Source organism: Fusibacter sp. QWL-12, assembly GCF_058683495.1.
The window spans coordinates 2,459,475-2,479,981 of sequence record NZ_CM178745.1; the positions used below are offsets into that span (position 1 = coordinate 2,459,475).

At 36.3% G+C, this 20,507-nt stretch carries 17 protein-coding genes and 1 riboswitch; of the genes, 12 read left to right on the top strand and 5 right to left on the bottom strand.

Annotated elements, in window-relative coordinates; translation table 11 throughout:
• The first annotated feature begins 18 nt into the window (after positions 1–18).
• The 10 genes from AC4PID_RS11970 to AC4PID_RS12015 are packed head-to-tail and all read left to right on the top strand — an operon-like array spanning position 19 to position 13,224.
• Positions 19–2,127 (top strand): chemotaxis protein CheW, encoded by a 2,109-nt coding sequence (locus tag AC4PID_RS11970; protein ID WP_492132231.1) that lies wholly within the window; start codon positions 19–21, stop codon positions 2,125–2,127.
• Between the two features lie 16 nt (positions 2,128–2,143).
• Positions 2,144–2,638: a chemotaxis protein CheW gene (locus AC4PID_RS11975; protein ID WP_492132232.1), complete on the top strand. Its 495-nt coding sequence runs from the start codon at positions 2,144–2,146 to the stop codon at positions 2,636–2,638.
• Between the two features lie 10 nt (positions 2,639–2,648).
• On the top strand, positions 2,649–4,358 hold the full coding sequence (locus AC4PID_RS11980; RefSeq protein WP_492132233.1) for a methyl-accepting chemotaxis protein: 1,710 nt from the start codon (positions 2,649–2,651) through the stop codon (positions 4,356–4,358).
• A 44-nt stretch (positions 4,359–4,402) separates the two neighbouring features.
• Complete coding sequence (locus tag AC4PID_RS11985) at positions 4,403–5,209, top strand: CheR family methyltransferase (RefSeq protein ID WP_492132234.1); 807 nt, start codon at positions 4,403–4,405, stop codon at positions 5,207–5,209.
• An 8-nt stretch (positions 5,210–5,217) separates the two neighbouring features.
• On the top strand, positions 5,218–6,234 hold the full coding sequence (locus AC4PID_RS11990; protein ID WP_492132235.1) for a protein-glutamate methylesterase/protein-glutamine glutaminase: 1,017 nt from the start codon (positions 5,218–5,220) through the stop codon (positions 6,232–6,234).
• A gap of 30 nt (positions 6,235–6,264) precedes the next feature.
• A complete protein-coding gene (locus AC4PID_RS11995) occupies positions 6,265–9,348 on the top strand; it encodes an ATP-binding protein (protein ID WP_492132236.1) in 3,084 nt (1,027 codons plus the stop codon).
• Positions 9,326–9,724 (top strand): response regulator, encoded by a 399-nt coding sequence (locus AC4PID_RS12000; RefSeq protein WP_492132237.1) that lies wholly within the window; start codon positions 9,326–9,328, stop codon positions 9,722–9,724. Before AC4PID_RS11995 ends, AC4PID_RS12000 begins: the two co-directional genes overlap by 23 nt.
• A 25-nt stretch (positions 9,725–9,749) precedes the next feature.
• A complete protein-coding gene (locus tag AC4PID_RS12005; protein ID WP_492132238.1) occupies positions 9,750–10,121 on the top strand; it encodes an Hpt domain-containing protein in 372 nt (123 codons plus the stop codon).
• Positions 10,122–10,130: 9 nt separating this feature from the next.
• Positions 10,131–12,479, top strand: coding sequence for a PAS domain S-box protein (locus AC4PID_RS12010; protein ID WP_492132239.1), 2,349 nt, complete (start codon positions 10,131–10,133; stop codon positions 12,477–12,479).
• A gap of 13 nt (positions 12,480–12,492) precedes the next feature.
• A complete protein-coding gene (locus AC4PID_RS12015; RefSeq protein WP_492132240.1) occupies positions 12,493–13,224 on the top strand; it encodes a class I SAM-dependent methyltransferase in 732 nt (243 codons plus the stop codon).
• On the opposite strand, the gene AC4PID_RS12020 is transcribed toward AC4PID_RS12015, so the two are convergent.
• The 5 genes from AC4PID_RS12020 to AC4PID_RS12040 form a co-directional block, all read right to left on the bottom strand.
• The gene (locus AC4PID_RS12020) at positions 13,205–13,633 is read right to left on the bottom strand and encodes an acyl-CoA thioesterase (protein WP_492132241.1); all 429 of its coding nucleotides are present in this window, start codon (positions 13,631–13,633) and stop codon (positions 13,205–13,207) included. The genes AC4PID_RS12015 and AC4PID_RS12020 overlap by 20 nt on opposite strands.
• A gap of 18 nt (positions 13,634–13,651) precedes the next feature.
• A complete protein-coding gene (locus tag AC4PID_RS12025; RefSeq protein ID WP_492132242.1) occupies positions 13,652–14,599 on the bottom strand; it encodes a carbohydrate kinase family protein in 948 nt (315 codons plus the stop codon).
• Between the two features lie 78 nt (positions 14,600–14,677).
• Positions 14,678–15,214, bottom strand: coding sequence for a permease (locus tag AC4PID_RS12030; RefSeq protein WP_492132243.1), 537 nt, complete (start codon positions 15,212–15,214; stop codon positions 14,678–14,680).
• Positions 15,214–15,690 (bottom strand): permease, encoded by a 477-nt coding sequence (locus AC4PID_RS12035; RefSeq protein WP_492132244.1) that lies wholly within the window; start codon positions 15,688–15,690, stop codon positions 15,214–15,216. Before AC4PID_RS12035 ends, AC4PID_RS12030 begins: the two co-directional genes overlap by 1 nt.
• On the bottom strand, positions 15,680–16,021 hold the full coding sequence (locus AC4PID_RS12040; RefSeq protein ID WP_492132245.1) for a PadR family transcriptional regulator: 342 nt from the start codon (positions 16,019–16,021) through the stop codon (positions 15,680–15,682). The genes AC4PID_RS12035 and AC4PID_RS12040 overlap by 11 nt, the downstream gene beginning before the upstream one ends.
• Before the next feature lie 165 nt (positions 16,022–16,186).
• Positions 16,187–16,286, top strand: a riboswitch (purine riboswitch).
• Between the two features lie 60 nt (positions 16,287–16,346).
• On the opposite strand from AC4PID_RS12040, the gene add reads away from it, so the two are divergent.
• A complete protein-coding gene (gene add / locus AC4PID_RS12045; RefSeq protein WP_492132246.1) occupies positions 16,347–17,363 on the top strand; it encodes an adenosine deaminase in 1,017 nt (338 codons plus the stop codon).
• A 200-nt stretch (positions 17,364–17,563) separates the two neighbouring features.
• Complete coding sequence (locus AC4PID_RS12050) at positions 17,564–20,458, top strand: EAL domain-containing protein (RefSeq protein WP_492132247.1); 2,895 nt, start codon at positions 17,564–17,566, stop codon at positions 20,456–20,458.
• Positions 20,459–20,507 lie beyond the last annotated feature (49 nt).

Below are 20,507 nucleotides of genomic sequence, written 5' to 3' on the forward strand. Positions count from 1 at the left end.
AAATAAGGAGGCGATACGATGACGAGTTTTGAGAACGAACCGATGCTTGAGATCTATATCTATGAAACTTCTACATTTCTTGATCAAATGGAACAAGTCATCATTAACAGTGAAAAAGAAGAAAAGTTAAGCGATGAAGCAATCAATGAAATCTTTCGTTTCATGCATACAATAAAAGGTTCTTCAGCTATGATGCTTTTTAATAACATCGCAACTTTAGCACATCAGTTAGAGGATATATTTTATTTTATAAGAGAAACGAAGCCTAAGGTGATTTCATTTTCAACACTATCCGACTTAGCGCTAGAAGTGGTTGATTTTATCAAAGTAGAAGTTAATAAAATCAAAAATAGAGATGAACCCGATGGTGATTCAAGTGAAATTGTAAAGGCATTAGTTGCATTACTTGAAGAGATGAAAGTGAAAAATAATGTTGAATCAGAGATTAAAAAACCCGAAACAGAAAAGGTACAGCAATACTATATTCCTCAAGAGAAAAAACATTTAAAAGACCCAATCAATTACTATAAAGCAACTATCAGATTTGAATCCGGCTGCGAGATGGAAAATATCAGGGCTTATACAGTTATTTTTGGCTTAACCGATCTTGTAGAGGACATGGTACATTTTCCACCAGACGTAGCAGAAAATGAAAAGACAACCGATTGGATTCGTGAAAATGGTTTTGAGATTCGAGTTAAGACGAAATTATCACTCGATGAGATTCAAGCACATTTAGATAAAACTGTATTTTTGGACACGCTAGAAGTAGTTGAGATAGTAGAGTCAGAATTTAAAGTAGAGCAAGAGGAAAAAACAATTGAAAGAATTCAAACAGAACCTCAAATTATAAAAGTACCTATAGTTAAAACCGTTACCGAAGAAGTAAAAGAAGCCAAAGATACAAGAGAAGCAAAAGAACCAAAAGAACCAAAAGAAGTAAAAGATACAGGGTCAACCATGATTAGTGTCAATGTCGATAAACTCGACAACCTTATGAACACAGTGGGTGAGCTCGTTATAGCTGAGGCAATGGTAACACAAAATCCTATCGTGGCTTCTATCGATTCAGATTCATTTCAAAAATCATCTAGGTTATTACATAAAATCACAGGCGAGCTTCAAGATATGGTAATGTCCATTCGAATGGTACCATTGTCGACAACTTTTGTAAAAATGCATCGAATTGTAAGAGATATGAGTAAAAAGCTAAGCAAAGAGGTGATACTGGATCTCTTTGGTGAAGAGACAGAAGTAGATAAAAATATCATCGAGAAAATTTCCGATCCTTTGATGCATCTCATTCGAAATGCCATCGATCATGGGATTGAGTCAGAAGAGGAGCGAATTGAAGCAGGAAAAGAGAAAACAGGTAGAATCACATTAGGTGCGAAAAATGTTGGAAGTGACGTACTCATTATTGTTAAAGATGATGGGAAAGGATTAAATCGTGAGAAAATCCTTGAAAAGGCAAAGGCACAGGGCATGTTAAATCATGTCGCTTCAGACATGAGTGATCGAGAAATTTTTAATCTAATATTACTTCCTGGGTTTTCAACAAAAGAAGCTGTAACTGAGTTTTCAGGTCGGGGTGTTGGAATGGATGTCGTTGCAAAAAATATTGAAGCGGTTGGTGGTAGTATTGTCGTTGAAAGTGAAGAAGGAATAGGCACGACGATGACCCTTAAAATTCCTTTGACACTTGCCATTATAGAAGGCATGAACATTCGTGTTGGGGATTCGAGGTTTACAATCCCAATTACTGCGATAAAGGAATCCTTCAGACCAGAAAAAAGGGATATCATAATTGATCCTGACAAAAATGAAATGGTAATGGTTAGGGGAGACTGTTTTCCAATAATGCGCCTACACAATCGCTATAAGATTCCAAGTGAGTTTAAGAAGTTTGAACAAGGCATTTTAATTATGGTTGAACAGGACGATCGTGTGATGTGCTTATTCGCAGACGAGCTTATGGGTCAACAACAGGTGGTTGTAAAAGCCTTGCCTAGCTTCATCTCAAATATTAAGAAAATAGAAGGGTTGGCTGGATGTACACTTTTGGGTGATGGCAGCATAAGCTTAATACTGGATGTATCAAGTATTACTGGGCTGAGAATAAGATAAAGGAAAGGAGGGCAATATGGAGTCGGCTTTAAATGAGAATTACCTAGAAGAAGATACGCAGAAGGGGAAGTTTTTAACGTTTAATTTAGAAGAAGAATCATACGGGATTGAAATTAAACATGTAACAGAAATCATAGGCATTTTACCGATTACGGTTGTACCAGAGTTGCCGGATTTTATCAAAGGCATTGTCAATTTAAGGGGGAAAATTATTCCCGTTATGGATATGCGTCTAAAATTCAAAAAGGATTATATGACATACAACGAACGCACTTGTATTATCGTTGTCGATGTTAGAGAGCATTCTGTTGGTTTAATAGTAGATAGTGTTGCTGAGGTGACTAACATAAAGGAAGAGGATATCGTCGATCAGCCATTACTTAGCTCAGGCGTATCCAATCAATATATAAAAAGCATTGGCAAAGTAAATAATGAAGTAAAACTACTACTCGATTGTGAAAAATTACTGTCCAATCATGAATATGACATGATTTTTGACTTGGAAGAATAAGGAGGACTATATGAAATTATACCGCAATCTTAAAATTGGCACAAAGATGATTCTAGGATACTTAATCGTTGCATTAATTGCAGGTGGAATTGGCATTGTTGGGATTATGAACATACAAACAATAAGTGAAAATGATACTTACCTTTATACCAATATGACGGCACCACTAGGGGATATGATTATCATTGCTGAGAGCTTTCAAAGGATGAGAGGCAATGTTAAAGATGTTGTTCTAGCAGATACAGCAACTGAAATCGCAGACAATGAAGCTAGAATTGCAGAGCGTAATAAGGAGTTTAATGAGCATTTAGAAATCTTTGATGAGTTGATTATCACTGAAGAAGGCAAACGATTGACAAGTGATCTTAAATTAAATAAAGCAAAGTATGATGAAATCGCAGCGCAAATTATTAGCCTTGCAAAAGCTGGGCAAAAGGATAAAGCGCTTGAACTTATGAAAGGCGAAGGCGATGTCATTAGGAAGCAAATAGAAGCGGATTATACAACACTTAAAGATATGAAAGTAGAAATCGCACTTCAAACATCTACTGACAATACCTCGCAAGCTAACGCAGCAACCACAATGATGATTGCATTACTGATCGCAGCAATGATAATTTCAATGTTACTGGGTTACTTTATTTCTGCATCAATTAGAAAACCAATTACGGGAATGGTTGCAGCAGCTAAAAAAATGGCAGATGGCGACTTGGATGTACATATTCCAGTTAACTCTAGGGATGAGGTTGGTGTTCTTGCAAATGCGTTTAATCAAATGACGGACAACATCAACGAAGTTATGGCGAACATTAACTCTGCATCAGAACAGGTTGCAGCTGGTGCGAGCCAAGTTTCTGATTCGAGTATGGCACTTTCTCAAGGCGCAACTGAGCAAGCGAGCTCTGTTGAACAATTAACTGCATCTGTTCAGCAAATTGCAGTACAAACGAGATTAAACGCAGATAACGCAACAGAGGCTAATTCCCTTTCGGAAGGGGCTAGAGTTAATGCTGCTAAAGGAAATGACCAAATGAAGATGATGCTCAGCTCTATGGAAGAAATCAATGTCTCTTCTTCAAATATCTCTAAGATCATTAAGGTCATTGATGAAATCGCGTTTCAAACCAATATCCTTGCACTTAACGCTGCAGTAGAAGCTGCAAGAGCAGGACAACATGGTAAAGGTTTTGCAGTTGTTGCGGAAGAAGTGAGAAATCTTGCGGCACGATCTGCAAATGCCGCACAAGAAACCACAGATATGATAGAGGGCTCTATTCGAAAAGTGGAAGATGGAACGAGAATTGCTAAAGAAACTGCTGGTGCACTTACCGAAATCGTTAAAATTGTCGAATCGGTTTCAAACCTAGTGGGCGATATTGCAGTAGCTTCTAACGAACAAGCTCAAGCGGTTGAGCAAATTAACCAAGGCATAAGTCAAATTGCTGATGTTGTTCAGACCACTTCAGCAACGTCTGAGGAAACTGCCGCTGCAAGTGAAGAACTCTCATCTCAAGCAGATATGTTAAAACACCAAGTCGCTAGATTCAAACTGAGAAAAATGGGGGGCTATGGCTACAACCGCCAATTAGAAGACCTGAATCCAGATGTACTTAAAATGCTAGACATGATGAAAAGTCAAAATGAATACGAATCACACGCTCGATTGAACGAACCTAAGAAAAAAATCGTTTTAAGCGAAAATGAGTTTGGAAAATACTAAACATAGAAAGGCTAGGAGAGGGATATGCCTCTCCTATGGTACATATGATTAAAATAACGCATAAAGAATTTATCCAGCTTGCCGAGCTGATAAAAATTAATTATGGGATTAACTTAAAAAAAGAGAAGGAGACGCTTGTCGTCTCCAGATTGCATAAAGTGCTAGATGAGCTAAAGGTAAATAGTTTTACTGAGTATTATGACTATTTAATGAGAGATCCTACAGGTCAATCCTTACAGGTATTGGTCAATAAAATCTCTACGAATCACTCTTTTTTCATGAGGGAGTTCGATCATTTCACTTTTCTTAGAGATGAAGTCTTGCCTTACTTTACAAAGGAAATTAATGATAGGGATTTCAGATTATGGTGTGCAGCAAGCGCAACCGGAGAAGAGCCTTATACATTGGCGATGATTCTAAAAGATCATTTTACAAAAGATTGGGACAGTAAAATTCTTGCGACTGATATATCTGAAGAAGCGCTTCATATCGCTCAAAACGGCATTTATAGCTTAGGTGAAATAAGTAATTTACCAAAAGCTTGGATTGTAAAGTACATGAAGAAAATAGATCACGAGCATTACCAATTTAAAGAAGAATTAAAAAGTGAAGTACTCTATAGAAAGTTTAACTTGATGACAGAAAAATATCCCTTTAAGAAAAAAATGCATGTGGTTTTTTGTCGGAACGTCATGATTTACTTTGATAGTGCAACCAAAGAAGCTCTAGTACAAAAAATATACGACTCACTTACTTATGGTGGGTATTTGTTTATCGGTCATTCAGAATCCATTAATAAGGATGCAACTGATTTTAAATACATCAAACCTGCTGTGTATCGTAAAATATAGGTGACATTATGGGATCAAAAATAAAAGTATTGGTATTAGATGACAGTATGGTTTTTCGCGAAGTGCTTTCTAGAGGTCTTTCGGTAGATCCTGATATCATCGTAGTTGCGAAAGCAGAAAATCCATATGATGCAATCGATAAAATAGAACGGTTTCAACCCGATGTGATTACTTGTGATGTCCAGATGCCTAAGATGGATGGCATTGAGTTTATCAGACAACTGATGCCACAACATCCAGTTCCAGTAATTGTCGTGAGTGCTATCAGTGAATCCGTTTTAGAAGCACTAAATGTCGGTGCTGTGGATTTTGTCACAAAACCGAACGTACAGTCACCGCAGAGTGTTGAAAATTTTATAAAGGATCTGATTTGCAAGGTTAAAGCAGCTAAAAAGGCAAAAGTCGTGACACTTGAGGATTCATTAGAAACAGATGTTTCAAGTGTCTCTAAAATTCAGAGTAAGAAAGTCATTGCAATAGGTGCTTCTACAGGTGGAACAGAAGCAATCTATAAAGTATTAAAGACACTTCCAAAAGAAATCCCTGGAATTGTTATTGTACAGCATATTCCACCTCAGTTCTCCAAAATGTTTGCAACTAGGCTCAATCAACAGACACATTTTGAGGTTTTAGAAGCTAAAAAAGGGGATTATCTTGAAATGGGTAGAGTTTTGATCGCACCAGGGGATCAACATATGAAAATTCAACGTGTAGGCGATCGATTCAAAGTAGATGTCTTCTATGGCGATCGTGTCAATGGACACTGTCCTTCGGTCGATGTGTTGTTTAATTCTGTAGCAAAAGAAGGTGGTGACAAGGCGATTGGCGTGATACTAACAGGAATGGGCTACGACGGTGCGAAAGGGCTTCTATCGATGCGACGACATGGTTCGAGGACACTAGGACAGGATGAAGGCTCATCTGTAGTTTATGGGATGCCTAAAGCTGCATATGAAGTAGGAGCGGTAGAGCGTCAACTGCCACTTGAACAGATTTCGAAAGGCATTTGTCAATTGTTAAAATAGAACTAAAGTCTGATAGATGAGGATTAATTGATGAAGAGGAAAACACAAAATATCACAAAGTATGATCGTTTAAAACTTATCTCTGTACTCAATTCTGTTGGAGATGCAATCTTAATCTGTGATATAGATGGCGAAATTGATTTTGCAAATATTGAGGCTTGTGAGATTTTAGAACGAGATTCAGATGTATTAATTGGCCAACCGCTTAATCAAATAATGGTTATTCAAAATGACTTGGTACATTGCCCTAACTTCTTTTTTAGTGATTCTGGAGACCATCCATATCTAGAAAAGGGGTTGTTAAAAGAATCCTATATTCAAGTAGGATTGACAGATAAAAAATATATTTCTGCAAAGTTTACAAGAATACAAGAAAATGACAATGAGGTGACTGGCTATGTTCTCGTTTTCAGAGATATTTCGAAGATGCATCGAGCTGAGCTTGAAGTACTACGAGAACGAAACAATTTAATGCAACTTTTTTCAAGTCTGCCAGTAGGTATGGCAATTATAGATGAGGGGTTAATGATGCTTGGGGTCAACCCTCAATTCAGAAAGACTTTTGGAGTAAAAAATCACGATATTTCAGGCATAAGAATTGGCAACGTCGTTAGATGCACAAATAGCTTTAAAAATGGTTGTGGCAACTCTGGAGCATGTGAAAATTGCGATTTTAATCAATTTTTAAAACAGAGCATACAAAAAGGTGAGATGCATAATGGTCACGTCATTTCACTGACGACAGCTTCAGATAATATGGATAAGATTTTTTATTTTAATATTAATTTTATGCCACTTGAACAAAGTGGCAAAAGTATTTATATGGTCACCTTCGAGGATATAACACCAAGAATTTTATACGAGCAGAATTTAGAAAAAGCAAAGCAAATTAACTTGAGTTATTTAAACAGTTTACCTTTAATTATCTATAAGCTCGACGAACATCTCAACTGTGAGTTTGTTAACGATGCATTCAAAGTGTGGCAAGATAACGATCAATATCATTTTTTTGAAATTCTCAATCTTAGAATGAATGAAAATAATTTCAACTTCTTTAAATCAGCTATTGATGTGAGTTCTAGAAATCAAACGGATTTTCAGTTGGAACTGGTTATGAAAGACCAATTTGAAGAAGAAAGACATATGCTGGCAATAGGAAAGCCCTATTATGATAATGAAGGTCAATATAAAGGCATTATAGGCATTTTGCTTGATCGTCATGATAGTTATCTTACAGAGGAAAAATTCAGACAAAGTCAAAAAAAATATTATTCATTATTTCAAAACATGGATCATATGATTTTCTATATTCAGCTTGAGTTTCATAAGGATGGTAGGGTTAAAGATGGCAAAATAATGGAAATCAACAAGAAAGTTTATACAACATTAAGAAGAAAACCCAATGAAATTTTAAGAAGTGATTTAAAGCAGCTGAGCAGTTTTCTGAGCATTGACTATGATGATTTCAGGATGAGAGTTGAAAAGGTTGTCGCTTATAAAAATGTCGATCACATTGAAGAGCATTATTTGGTTGGCTTAAACAAGTGGATTCAGCTTTCTCTATATTCTCCAGAGGAAGGTTATGTAGTTTTATTAATATCAGATATAGACTATAAAAAAAGAGCTTCCATTGAGCTTTATCAAGAGAAAGAAAAATCTGAAGCAGCCAACAAAGCTAAAAGTGAGTTTCTTGCTAATATGAGCCATGAGATAAGAACACCACTGAATGGCATATTAGGTATGGTTGATCTGACACTTATGGATCCTGTTACCGATGAGCAAAAGGATAACCTTAAAACGGCTAAGGAATGTGTGGCATCCTTACTTGAGATTGTCAATGACGTGCTTGATTTTTCTAAAATTGAAGCTGGTAAGCTCAAAATTGAGTACAATCCATTCTCGATGAAAGTGTTAATAGACTCCATAGTAAGGCTACACCAGCCACATATTCTAGAAAAAGGTGTCAAATTTCAACTTGAAACCAACGGTGTTCTAAACAAGCATTATTATGGTGATGAAAATCGACTAAAGCAGATTATCAATAATCTCATTAACAATGCTATTAAGTTTACAGATAAAGGTTCAATCACTCTAAAAGTGAAAGAATCACAAAGTGATGTGGGAGAGGTGAAACAGCTAGAATTTTCAGTGATTGATACAGGCATCGGGATTGAGGAATCCAAATTCAACTTACTTTTTAATAGTTTTACCCAAGTGGATGGGACCTATACTCGAAAATATGGTGGTACAGGTCTGGGACTTGTAATCTCAAAGCAACTGGCAGAAATGATGTATGGCACTATAAGTTTTAGTAGTGTTTATCTTAAAGGGAGTAAGTTCACTTTATCACTACCGCTTCGAGAAGTTGATCCGGTTTCAACTGAGAAGAACCTAGAAATAAAAACACACGTTTCATTAAGTGATAAAGAAATTCTTTTGGTTGAAGATGATAGTGTTAACCAGATTGTTATGACCAAAATGATTGAACTAGAGAAAGTAAAAGTTAACGTTGTCTCAAATGGTCTTGAGGCGATCGAAGCGGTCAAACTTAAAAAATATGACTTAATTCTAATGGACATTCAAATGCCTAAAATGAATGGTATTGAAGCGACAAAGTGGATTAGAAGTGAATTTAACCTCAATCAAAAGACCACGATTATCGCGTTAACCGCATATGCACTAGAAGGCGACGAAGCGCTTTTTAGAGCCAGTGGGATGGATGGTTATATTTCTAAACCGGTTGATCGAAGTACTTTGGTTTCATTTTTAGCAACGTATTTGAATAAAGAAAGCGTTAGCCATTCAGATGCATCTAATTATAAGATGAGTTTGATCACGACAGAATTATTTGAAAGTGTCTCTGAAAAGTTGATTCAAATTGAAATGGCAATGATGCAAGAAAATCATATTTTACTTGAGCTCTCAGCGCATCAACTAAAAATGATATTTGAAAATCATAGAGTTGAAGAACTTAAAACACTGGCTTTTAAGATGGAGCTTTCAATAAGAAAAGAGTTGTATAATGAAACGCTAGAATACATCAAAAAGATTCGGTTAATGATTGGCATTTTAATGGATGGAGGACGAACGAATGAAGAAAATACTAATAGTTGAAGACGATATGGTCAGTAGAAAGTTTTTAAACAAGGTTTTAAGAGAATATGGCGATTGTGATCTGGTCGTAGATGGTTTAGAGGCAATCGACGCTTTTTTAATTTCACTTAAAGAAAACGCACCGTATGATTTGATTTGCTTAGATATTATGATGCCCAAAATTGATGGTGTTAAAGTGTTAAAAGCAATGAGAGATTTAGAGAGTGAAAAAAACATTTCGAAGGAAAAGAAGAGTAAAATCATTATGACGACAGCCTTAGGCGAGTCTGATATCGTTAAAACAGCTTTTGAATACGGCTGTGATGCGTATGCGTCAAAACCGATAGATTTGGATAAATTCCGAGAGGTACTGGGGAAACTAGGTATTATCGAATAAATAATTGACGTAAAGGAGAGAAGCTATGAGCAATCAAAATAATAATAATAACAAATGTTTGCATTTACTTTTAGAGGCATTATCTGAAGCGACGGGTTTTGATCTCCAAACTTCTGAACTTGTAATCAATACTTATATAGATCAAACAAAGAACATCATTGAGGATTTAAATATTTCGATTGAGCATTTGGTTAAGGATCAGGCGAACGAAGACCTGCTCGCACATATTGCTAGGCAGGCACACAAGCTAAAAGGATCATCGGGGAATGTAAGAGAGTTTAAAATAATGGCAATGGCTGAACAAACTGAACGTGCTTGTAAAGCCGCTAAAATAGAAGAGATATTCCCAATTATTAAGCAAATGAGTGTCCATTTTAAATGTTATTTAGAAAACTAGGTGAACTATATGATCAAAGCGAATGGATTTACCAGTCTTGAACATCAGTTCTTTATAAAAAATCCAACTCCAATTTTAATTATTTCACCTGATTCGGGTAACATTATTGACGCGAATCCTTCAGCCTGTCGTTTTTACGGCTATAGCTTAGATGAAATTCAATTGCTCAAAATTGCAGACATTAATATGGCGACGGAAGAGGTTATCAAATCAGAAATGAACAAAGTTGTTGTAGAAAATAGAAACTATTTTAACTTCCAACATCGATTATCAGATGGCACTATAAAAGAAGTTGAAGTTCATGCAACATCCATTGAACACGAGGGCGAAAGTGTTATTTTTTCTATGGTGACGGACATATCACAAAGGTTGGCTCAAAGTGATTACCTGATTCAAAAAACAAGATCACAAGAAATTCAGATAAAGTTAAGTGAAGAGAAATTTCAAGACATATTTGACAACACCCCCGCTGGTATTTTCAGTTTTACGGAGACAGGGGAAATTAAGGAATGTAATCAGGAATTTGTCAGAATAATGGGTTCGACAAGACAAGCGCTGTTAAACTTAAATATTTTTCATTTGCCAAATCTAGAAGTACGGCGTGCAATTGCAAAATGCTTAACAGGGGTAAAAAGCCACTTTGAAGGCTACTACAATTCAGTGACAGGGCATAAAGAAAGTTATTTGTCTGCAATTTTTACCCCTTTGTTTTCTTATGAGAAAACCGTAATTGGGGGATTAGGTCTAGTAAATGATATTTCAAAGCTCAAGGACGCTGAAATCGAAATGTACAGTCAAAAAACAGCATTTGAAGCACTTTTTAAAAATGCACCAATTGCTATTGTTCAGATCGACTCAAACCATCGTACACTTGCAGTGAACGAAGCTTTTACCAGTGTTTTTGGTTATTCTGCCGAAGAGGTTATCGGAAATGAGATTGAGGATTTTGTTGCATCTGAACGAGTTAGACCTGAAACTCTTAAAAATAATAATTTAATATTTAAAGGTGAAAGTGTTCAGTGTTCAGGGATAAGAACCAATAAAAAAGGTGAAGAGCTCACAATGGAGATTATTGGCGTTCCCATAAAAATTAACGAGGAAGTCGTAGGTGGTTTTTCGCTCTATACTGATGTAACACTAAGAGAAAAAAATCGAGAAGAACTCATTAAAGCTAAGCAAGTCGCAGAAGAAGCTAAGAAAATAGCTGAAAGTGCAAACAATGCCAAGAGTTATTTTTTAGCAAATATGTCTCATGAAATTCGCACGCCAATGAATGGTTTAATTGGTGTGCTTCAGCTTTTAAAAGAAACACAGATCGATGAAGGTCAGAGGCGATACATCGAGCTAGCGGATTTTTCCGCAGAAGCGCTTTTAAAACTCGTAACTGAGATTATGGATTACACAAAACTAGAAGCAGACCGGATGCGACTTGAAAAAATTGATTTTAATTTAAAGAAATTATTGAACAATATTGTAAAACTTTATCAAGTCGCAACTGTACAAAAAAATGTTAAGATAGAGTTAGCCTTTGACGAGCGCTTGCCTTTATATGTCAAAGGGGATAGCTTTAGATTAAAACAAGTGTTATCTAATCTAATTGGAAATGCAGTTAAATTTACCAATGAAGGAACTATCAAAGTAAAAGCACAACTAGAAAACAGTTTCGATGAACATGCCTACCTTATACGTTTCACCATTTCAGATACCGGAATTGGGATCCAAGCGGATAAATTAGATAAATTATTTAAAAGATTTGTTCAAGTGGATGAGAGTACCTCCAGACAATTTGGTGGAAGTGGTTTAGGTTTAGCAATCTCTAAAGGTATAGTAGAACTCATGTGTGGTGAAATGCATGCTGAAAGTGAATATGGTGAGGGGAGTACCTTTAGCTTTACATGCATACTTGAACAATCAATGGAGATTCTGGATATTGATACTCTAGAAGAGAAAGCCGTTAGGCTACCTTTACTAGAGGATTTGAATATACTAATCGTGGATGACGATATGACGAGTCGCGTACTCGTTAATCAAGTCCTACAAAATAAAGGGTGGCACACCACTTTGGCTGTTAATGGTGAAGATGCAATCCAAAAGATAGAAGAAGCTTTTTTTGACGTCATCCTAATGGACTGTCAAATGCCCATCGTCGATGGGTATGAGGCAAGCAAAAAAATCCGTGGATTGAGGAACTCAAACCAGTTTACACCGATTATCGCCATGACAGCACATGCACTCGATGGCGATTCAAAAAAATGCATTGAGGCTGGAATGGATGGCTATTTGTCAAAACCTATTAACTATGAGAACTTAATTGTATCTATTAACGCGCTTGTAACGGAACATAGAAATAAACATTGAGATAGGAGTAACCATGTTTTATAAAAATTTAGCCCCAGTATACCGATTTGTTTTCCCTGTAGGAAATAAGGCAACTTTCTTAAAAGAACATTTTCCAAGTAGTGGCAATATCTTGGATATTGGATCAGCAGATGGCACTGTATTGTCTGCCTTTAAAGAACTAGAGCCAGAATTAAATCTGATAGGGATAGATTTGAGTGAAGCTTTGATTGAAGAAGCAACTAAGCTTTTTCCCAATCTAGCAGCACAGTTTTTTCTAATGGATATGAGAGATGCGAAATCGTCTTTTGGTTTAAAGTACTTCGAAGGGATCTATTGTATCGGAAACACACTGGTTCATCTTGAACGTATAGAAGAGGTATTATCAGACTTCTACGACATGTTGAAGCCAGGAGGCACTTTGATTTTACAAATTCTTAATTATGATAAGATATTAGCCGAAAAACCAAGTCAACTTCCTTTAATTGATAATGAACAGATAAAATTTGAACGGTTTTACAGTTATGATGAGACGAAGATGACAGAAGCTCCAAGAATTACATTTAGTAGTTTGCTAACGATTAAATCTGAAACCACTATGACCCTATCCGCAGAGACCACACTTTATCCTGTTAAGATAAAAAGCCTACTAGAAAAACTGGATCTAGCAGGCTTTGAAAATTATCATTTGTATTCTGGGTTTGATGGGAAGTCCTTTTCAGATAAAGACTTGCCACTGATTGTAGTTACTCAAAAGGGTGCGTAGAAGAGGTCAGTGTGCTTATGAATTTTTCAGGAAGTTCGCATGCTCTTCTCGACTGGTACTCAAAAGCATAAATGAGGTTTGAACCCTCAAACACGAGAGCTTGATCACTTTGTCTATAAAATTGATAGATCATTGTGAAGGCTCTTTTTTTTATATCCTGAATCCAAATTTTAGCAAATAACTGATCGTATAAAAATACTTCTTTTTTATAATAGACATGTGACTCACTCAATATAATACCAACACCATCTGCAAGATGATGCTCATCAAATCCAAAATGCCTTAAATACTTGATCCTTGCATCTTGGAAAAAGCTTAATGCCCGATCATTTCCCATATGGCCACCATAGTTGATATCGCTGATACGGACTTCAAAGTTTTCTGTTAGCTTTAATTCTCCTAGGATCATCTTATATATGAAACCTCCTTAAAACTGTGTGTCTACCCACTCAGTGGTGGATACAATATATTTAACTGTATCAATAGACATATTTGGATGGATGGTGCTTTCATGTGAAATGGTCAGCAAGCTTGCTGCAATTGCAAATTTAACGGTATCATGTAAATTCATTTGATTCATATAGCCGAAGCCAAGGCCAGCTACAAAAGAGTCTCCAGCTCCAGTGACATTAACGACTTTTGCATGCCTTGCCATCATAACACCTCGTACATTTTCGTTGGCGTAGAAGATGCCATTTTCATCTAAAGAAATAAAGACATTTGTAACACCTAAAGCAAGTAAATCTTCTGACGCTTTTAAAAGCGATTCAGTGCTATCAAGTGGATAACCAACAATGGCTTCAGCCTCAAAGCGATTGGGTTTTATCGTGTGAAAATAAGGAATTAAATGCTTAATCGACTCAGCTTTAACAGCAGAGATAGGATCTAAAACGAAATTTGTCTTCCCCTGATACGTCTTTAGGAGGTGCTCGAGTAGCTCAGGATTATCTGAGTCTACAAACGTGTATTCAGCATTTTCAATAATATCAGATTTTGAATCCACAAAGTGCGTATCCATTTGATCGATTCCCCACATATCTACGATGGCAGATACCATTTCACCTTTTTCATCTAAAATCGCGAGATAGGTAGGCGTAGAGCACTTTGATAAAAATAAAGAGTCAGACATGTCATAGCCAATGAGTTTTGAATGTTCAATGATACTTCTACCATGTTCATCATCGCCTATAGCGGATATAAACTTTGTTGATACGCCAAGTCGTGCTGTAGTTTCAGCAATATTTCTGCAAACACCACCCATTGATATTTTAATACACCCTGGATTAGAGTTGTGCGTTCGATATTTTACTGCCGAAAAACCAGTAATGTCAACAATTGAAGCGCCTAAAACCAAGATATAGGGTTGAAAATTCATATAAAAAGCCTCCGAAGTATTAATAACATCAATTATTATATCAGCGATTTATAGATAGTAAAAGAAAAAGAACTGACATTATGCCAGTTCTGTAGCGATTTGATAAACATGTTCTTTTTCATCTTTACTCAATGTCTTTTCAAGAAGAATAGCGCCTACTAAGAAAACGGTTAAGTTGGAGAGTATGTGAATAATCGTAAATTTTCCACCAAACGAGGTATATTCAAACATGACCATAGGAAGCTTAGCAGTTGACCAAACCCCTAAAAAGAAAAGAACGTTAGATAATTTTGCTCTCTTTTTAAGAAGAATAGCTGCAACTGGAAAAGCTGCATAGAGGGGACCAGCTGCAAAAGAGCCGAGAAAAAAAGCAATGAGCAGGCCAGTTGGTCCTGAGTGTTCGCCCATGTATCTGATCATGGTCTCTTTTGGTACCCAAACGTCAAGCAAACCAATTAAAAGCATAATAGGTGGCAGGACGCTTAGCATTGTACCAAAGTTAGAAAGCGTAATTGTATTGGCTTTTTTACCAATTTCGGGGAGTGCAACATTTACAACAATTAATGAAAAAAGTAAGAGAAGAGCCCATTTGTATTTGATTATTTTTGCTTTCATTACATTAACCTCCATACGAGAAGAACAAAGACAAAAGAGGCAGCAAGAGCTGTAAGGTTGCGCAAGATTGCAGTCGTTTTACCAAAATATTTAATTTCTAGCCCTAACGAAACCACACCCACTGCCATAAGACTCGAAATAAATCCTGCAATTTGTGGGAAACCAGCGCCATGTGATAACAAGTTTGCCCCAAGTGGAAAGGCTACAAAACTTGGCATAAAGGCAACTGATCCTATGATCATTGCAATGAGTGTCCCCCAAATCCCTGATTTTTCACCGAGGAGCTGGCTGACCGTGTTGGGGCTTAATATGGACAAAATCAAACCGATCCCAATCATCATTGGAATAATGGATGGCAATAGCTTCTTAAATGAATTAAATCCGATTTTAATTGCTTTTTTAGTCTTATTGCGATCCTTCAAGAATGAAATAATCGTTAGTAATCCTACGACGATATAAAAAATGCTAGTTGTCATGCTTCACCTCTAAACGTTCATAGGTTTTTAGAAAAAAGGATAAATTATCAAAACGCATTTGGATATCTTCATGATATTCTTTTAAAGCTTCTCTCCCTAAATCAGAGATCTCATATAGTTTTTTCTGCTGATGGGCTGGATCTGGAATACTTGCAATAATTAACCCATCTGATTCTAACGCGCTCAGGGCTCTATAAACACCAGCTGTATCAAATAAACAATGAGGCATTTTGGACTTTAGTTCATTTAAAATTCCCAAGCCGTAGTTGGAAGAATGAGCAAGCTCCAATAACACAAAAGCAGGAATGTGTCTACCAGGTTTTCCTTTCATAATAAACTCCTTAAATATCTTATGATTTCATTTGAATCTTTTGATTTCATTCTATATGTAGTTAACACATATGTCAACTACATATATGTTAACTACATATAAATTTTTCACATTCTTTTTGACTAAGTATAGACGATAGGTTTGGTTTTATGTTAGAATCCATCTAATAGAAAATGAAATGTGATTCGTATAACCCTGATAATAAGGTTCAGGGGTCTCTACCAAGCACCTTAAACGCTTGATTACGAGGAGGATACAGCTGTATTCTCTTCGTAGTCGAGCGTTTTTTATTTGCAAAAATGAATCACGGATAAAGGAGATTTCGATGAAAGTAGACAAACTTGATTTTAATCAACTACCCAAAATAGAACTGCATTGTCACCTAGATGGTAGTCTAAGAACCACAACGGTATTAAAATGGCTAAGGGAAGATGAAGCAACCCAAGAATATGATGATTTAGAGGTTTTCTCAAAATTGTTAATTGCACCAGAAAATTGTGATTCGCTCGACACCTATCTAGAAAGGTTTCAAATCCCTGTCAAAGTTCTGCAAAGTGAAATTAGATTAACTCAAGCTACGTACGAACTCTATGAGGATGCAGCAAAAGAAAATGTAAAGTATTTAGAAGTAAGGTTTGCACCACATCTACATCTAGAGAATGGCCTTGATTTAAATCGTATAATTGGCGCAGTGGTAAAAGGGTTAAAGGCAGCAGAAAATGATTTCGAAATAAAGGGGAACGTTATTCTTTCGTATCTCAGAAATACTGAGATAGACGGTTTTTTCGATATGATTGAAGCAGGAAAAGACTGGTTGGGCAAAGGGGTTGTCGCTGTGGATTTATGTGGAGGCGAACGCGATCGATTTGCACCTAGGTTTAAAGGTGCATTTGAAAAGGCAAGATCACTTGGATATGCCGTAACAATTCACGCAGGTGAGACCGGCAGTGTTGAAAATATTGAGGATGCAGTCTCTTTACTAGGTGCTACAAGAATCGGACATGGTACAGCGATGATAAAAGACGAACGCTTACAGAAATTACTCGTAGAAAAAGGCGTTTTTATTGAATGCTGTCCTACTAGTAATGTTCAAACCAAAGCCGTAAAGTCGTTCCCAATGCATCCAATGAATCAATACTTTCAAAATGGTATTAAAGTAACCATGAACACGGATAATAGAACCGTTTCAAATACGACTATGAATGAAGAGTTCGACCAAATGTATCGGTTTTTTAACTGGAATGATGCAGAAGTATTGTCCGTTTTCAAGCAAAGTATCGAAGCCTCATTTGCCTCTGATGAAATTAAAAGTTGGCTTTTTCAGTTTATGGGGAATAACTAAATAGAGTAAGAATGTCTCTATCAAAAAGGGGCTTTTGCTTATTGATGAAACAATTGCAAGAGCTTCTTCTTTTTTCAATAAGATAATGGTTAAAAACAAATGGAATAATGATACAGTTTTACAAAATACTTATGAAAAAGGTCACTTATAGGTTATGATAGTAATAACCACATTACATAATTAGAAGAAAGAGGTGAATCATGTATTTTCGCAGATTTTTTTCCACTACGATACTCTTATACCTCATAGTATGTATTTTTAACGGTATGCCAACCTTTGCAGAGAGTGATAAGCAAGTATTGATTATTAATTCTTATCATTATGGTTTGTCGTGGACGGATGATATCGATCGTGGTGTGATCGATACAATTCAAGAAAGTTATGATAACACAAGAATTTTTGTCGAATATATTGATTGGAAAGAGTATCCTACGGATAAGGAGCTTGAGCTTTTCAATGAGATGATTCAATATAAGTATGCTAAGAAGAAGCTGGATTTAGTCGTTACGACGGATGATGCTGCTTTAACCTATGTCATGTCGCAACGGGATATGCTTTTTAGAGATGTTTCTATCGTATCCAGTGGTGTAAGTAAAGACAATTACGATATGCTAACGAATGGTGATCCTCTGATTACCGGTGTTATAGAGCAGGTTGATATACATTCCACTATAGAAGTTGCGCTTAGTGTGAATCCTGATTTACATCAGCTTTATATCGTACACGACCAAACTGAAAGTGGCAAAGCAATGACCGACGCTACGATTCAGACGCTCGCAAACTGGTATCCGGATATTGAGCCTATCGTCATCACTGACATGAGTATTGATCAGATTTTTGAAGAAGTTGGCAAACTAAAATCATCAGATGCAATTTTGATGACAGCATATTATTCGGATATAGACGGTAGAACCATAGATTTTGAAGATATGATTCGAGGTGTAAGTGAAGCCACTCAGGCACCTGTGTTCTCTCTCTATGATTTTGCACTTAATAATGGTGCCATTGGCGGTAGCCTATTGAGTGGTAGAGAGACTGGAAAACGTGCTGGAGAGCTCTCAGTTGAAATACTTGGAGGTTCTTTACCGTCACAATTACCACTAGTGACAGAGGGCTTTCACATTAATGCGATCGATTATAATGTTGCAACGGCGTTTAATATAAATGTGAACCATCTTTCAGACGACATTACGATTATCAATAAGCCGGTCTCTTTATATGAACAATATAGAGCACAAATCATCACGGTACTAATCATTATGAGTTTAATGGTAATTTTTATTATTATCTTGACCTATGCTTTACGTAAAACAGTTAAGCTTAAAAATGAGCTTACAGAAAAACATTTTGAGCAAATTCAATTAAATGAAGAATTAACGGCTTCAGAGGAAGAACTCAAAGCACAATTTGAAGCTCTTAATGAGTTGTTTGATGAGCTTCAAATGAGTAAAGAGCAAAATGAGCTGATATTAGACGCCATTAGAGATACGATATTAGACTGGAATATAAAAGACGATTACCTCAATGTTTCAGCGCGATGGGCAATTCCACCTGGTGAAGTAGCCTCTGAAAAGAATAGCCCAACCTATTTATATGAGTTTATTCATCCAGAAGATACAGCTCAACTGAAACCTTATTTTGAAGATGAAATTCCTGAAGGTATTAATGATTTTAGTTCGCAAATTCGAATTCTGTCTGAGAAAAGTCGATACAAGTGGTACCTGTTAAAGGGAGCAATAAAAAGAGATCGCGAGGGAATTGCGACGAGAATGATCTGTTCTTTTACGGACATTCATGCTATTAAGCAAATGGAAGATCAAATTAGACATGTTGCTTTTCATGATAGCTTAACAGGATTACCAAATAAAAATGCTCTTGAAGCTGAGGTTAGAAAGGATGCGAAAAGTAAGTTTGGAATCTTACTTGCAGACATCGATCATTTTAAAAGAATTAATGATACGATGGGACATCGTTTTGGCGATAAATACATTCAAACGATTGGTAGAATGTTAGCCCTTAATCTCGGTCCAAACAGCAAAATTTATCGTATATCGGGTGATGAATTTATCATTTATCATAAAACAACTGATACGAGAGAATTAGAGTCGTTGGGAAAACATTTACTTCATATTATGAATCGCGTCATTCAAGTTGAATACAGTAATTTTTCGAATAGTATCAGCATTGGTATCGCCATGTATCCGGAAGATGGCGATAATATAGACGATTTAATTACTAGGGCAGATCTTGCGATGTATAAATCTAAGGAATCGGGACGTGGCAAGTCCTCAAGATATGATGCTTCCATGTTCGAACGGATTAAATGGCGCGTCGAAAGAGAAGAAGCACTTAAGCTTGCTTTACCAAACCAAGAACTCAGTTTGGCATATCAACCACAAGTAGATTCAAATACTAAGGAAATCATTGGATTTGAGGCGTTATTAAGATGGAATCATCCGACATTGGGGAGAATTTCACCGCTTGATTTTATACCTATTGCCGAGGAAACGCAACTTATTATGCCAATTGGTAGATGGGTTATTGAGAATGCTTTGTCCTTTATCTCAGATGTTAAGGAAATGACTGATAAACGCGTTCATATTTCAGTTAATGTATCCGTGCTTCAATTAATGCAAGAAGACTTTGAGGAGATGATCTTAGAGTTATTGAGCATTTATAGAGTTTCACCTGATCAATTCATCATCGAAATAACAGAGTCTGTGCTGATGCAAGCGATTGAGGCTTCTGTAGCAAAACTAGAAAGACTACAGTCAACTGGGGTAAAGGTTGCATTAGATGATTTTGGAACTGGCTATTCATCGTTATCATATCTTAAAAATTTACCAATCGATATCCTTAAGATTGATAAGTCTTTTATAGACGTTCTAGGTGTTTCTGAGAGCCACGATGATTTAGTAGAAACCATTATTCGATTAGGACAACAATTAGATATGCATCTAGTAGCAGAGGGAGTTGAGACAGAAGCGCAGCTTGAAAAGTTAAAAGCAATCAATTGCGATGCAATACAAGGGTATTTATTCTCCAAGCCTGTTGATGCATTAGAAGCAAAAGAACTTCTAAAAAAGAACTTCTAAAAAAAACTTGTATTATGTAAAAATAAGCGTAGAATAAAGTGAGTAAGCA

What these genes read in the sequence shown, in the direction of transcription:
- AC4PID_RS12035 (WP_492132244.1), bottom strand. Translation starts at nt 15,690, where the DNA reads ATGACAACTAGCATTTTTTATATCGTCGTAGGATTACTAACGATTATT.
- AC4PID_RS12000 (WP_492132237.1), top strand. Translation starts at nt 9,326, where the DNA reads ATGAAGAAAATACTAATAGTTGAAGACGATATGGTCAGTAGAAAGTTT.
- AC4PID_RS12020 (WP_492132241.1), bottom strand. Translation starts at nt 13,633, where the DNA reads ATGATCCTAGGAGAATTAAAGCTAACAGAAAACTTTGAAGTCCGTATC.
- AC4PID_RS12010 (WP_492132239.1), top strand. Translation starts at nt 10,131, where the DNA reads ATGATCAAAGCGAATGGATTTACCAGTCTTGAACATCAGTTCTTTATA.
- AC4PID_RS12025 (WP_492132242.1), bottom strand. Translation starts at nt 14,599, where the DNA reads ATGAATTTTCAACCCTATATCTTGGTTTTAGGCGCTTCAATTGTTGAC.
- AC4PID_RS11970 (WP_492132231.1), top strand. Translation starts at nt 19, where the DNA reads ATGACGAGTTTTGAGAACGAACCGATGCTTGAGATCTATATCTATGAA.
- AC4PID_RS12015 (WP_492132240.1), top strand. Translation starts at nt 12,493, where the DNA reads ATGTTTTATAAAAATTTAGCCCCAGTATACCGATTTGTTTTCCCTGTA.
- AC4PID_RS12005 (WP_492132238.1), top strand. Translation starts at nt 9,750, where the DNA reads ATGAGCAATCAAAATAATAATAATAACAAATGTTTGCATTTACTTTTA.
- AC4PID_RS11985 (WP_492132234.1), top strand. Translation starts at nt 4,403, where the DNA reads ATGATTAAAATAACGCATAAAGAATTTATCCAGCTTGCCGAGCTGATA.
- AC4PID_RS11995 (WP_492132236.1), top strand. Translation starts at nt 6,265, where the DNA reads ATGAAGAGGAAAACACAAAATATCACAAAGTATGATCGTTTAAAACTT.
- AC4PID_RS12040 (WP_492132245.1), bottom strand. Translation starts at nt 16,021, where the DNA reads ATGAAAGGAAAACCTGGTAGACACATTCCTGCTTTTGTGTTATTGGAG.
- AC4PID_RS11975 (WP_492132232.1), top strand. Translation starts at nt 2,144, where the DNA reads ATGGAGTCGGCTTTAAATGAGAATTACCTAGAAGAAGATACGCAGAAG.
- AC4PID_RS11990 (WP_492132235.1), top strand. Translation starts at nt 5,218, where the DNA reads ATGGGATCAAAAATAAAAGTATTGGTATTAGATGACAGTATGGTTTTT.
- add (WP_492132246.1), top strand. Translation starts at nt 16,347, where the DNA reads ATGAAAGTAGACAAACTTGATTTTAATCAACTACCCAAAATAGAACTG.
- AC4PID_RS11980 (WP_492132233.1), top strand. Translation starts at nt 2,649, where the DNA reads ATGAAATTATACCGCAATCTTAAAATTGGCACAAAGATGATTCTAGGA.
- AC4PID_RS12050 (WP_492132247.1), top strand. Translation starts at nt 17,564, where the DNA reads ATGTATTTTCGCAGATTTTTTTCCACTACGATACTCTTATACCTCATA.
- AC4PID_RS12030 (WP_492132243.1), bottom strand. Translation starts at nt 15,214, where the DNA reads ATGAAAGCAAAAATAATCAAATACAAATGGGCTCTTCTCTTACTTTTT.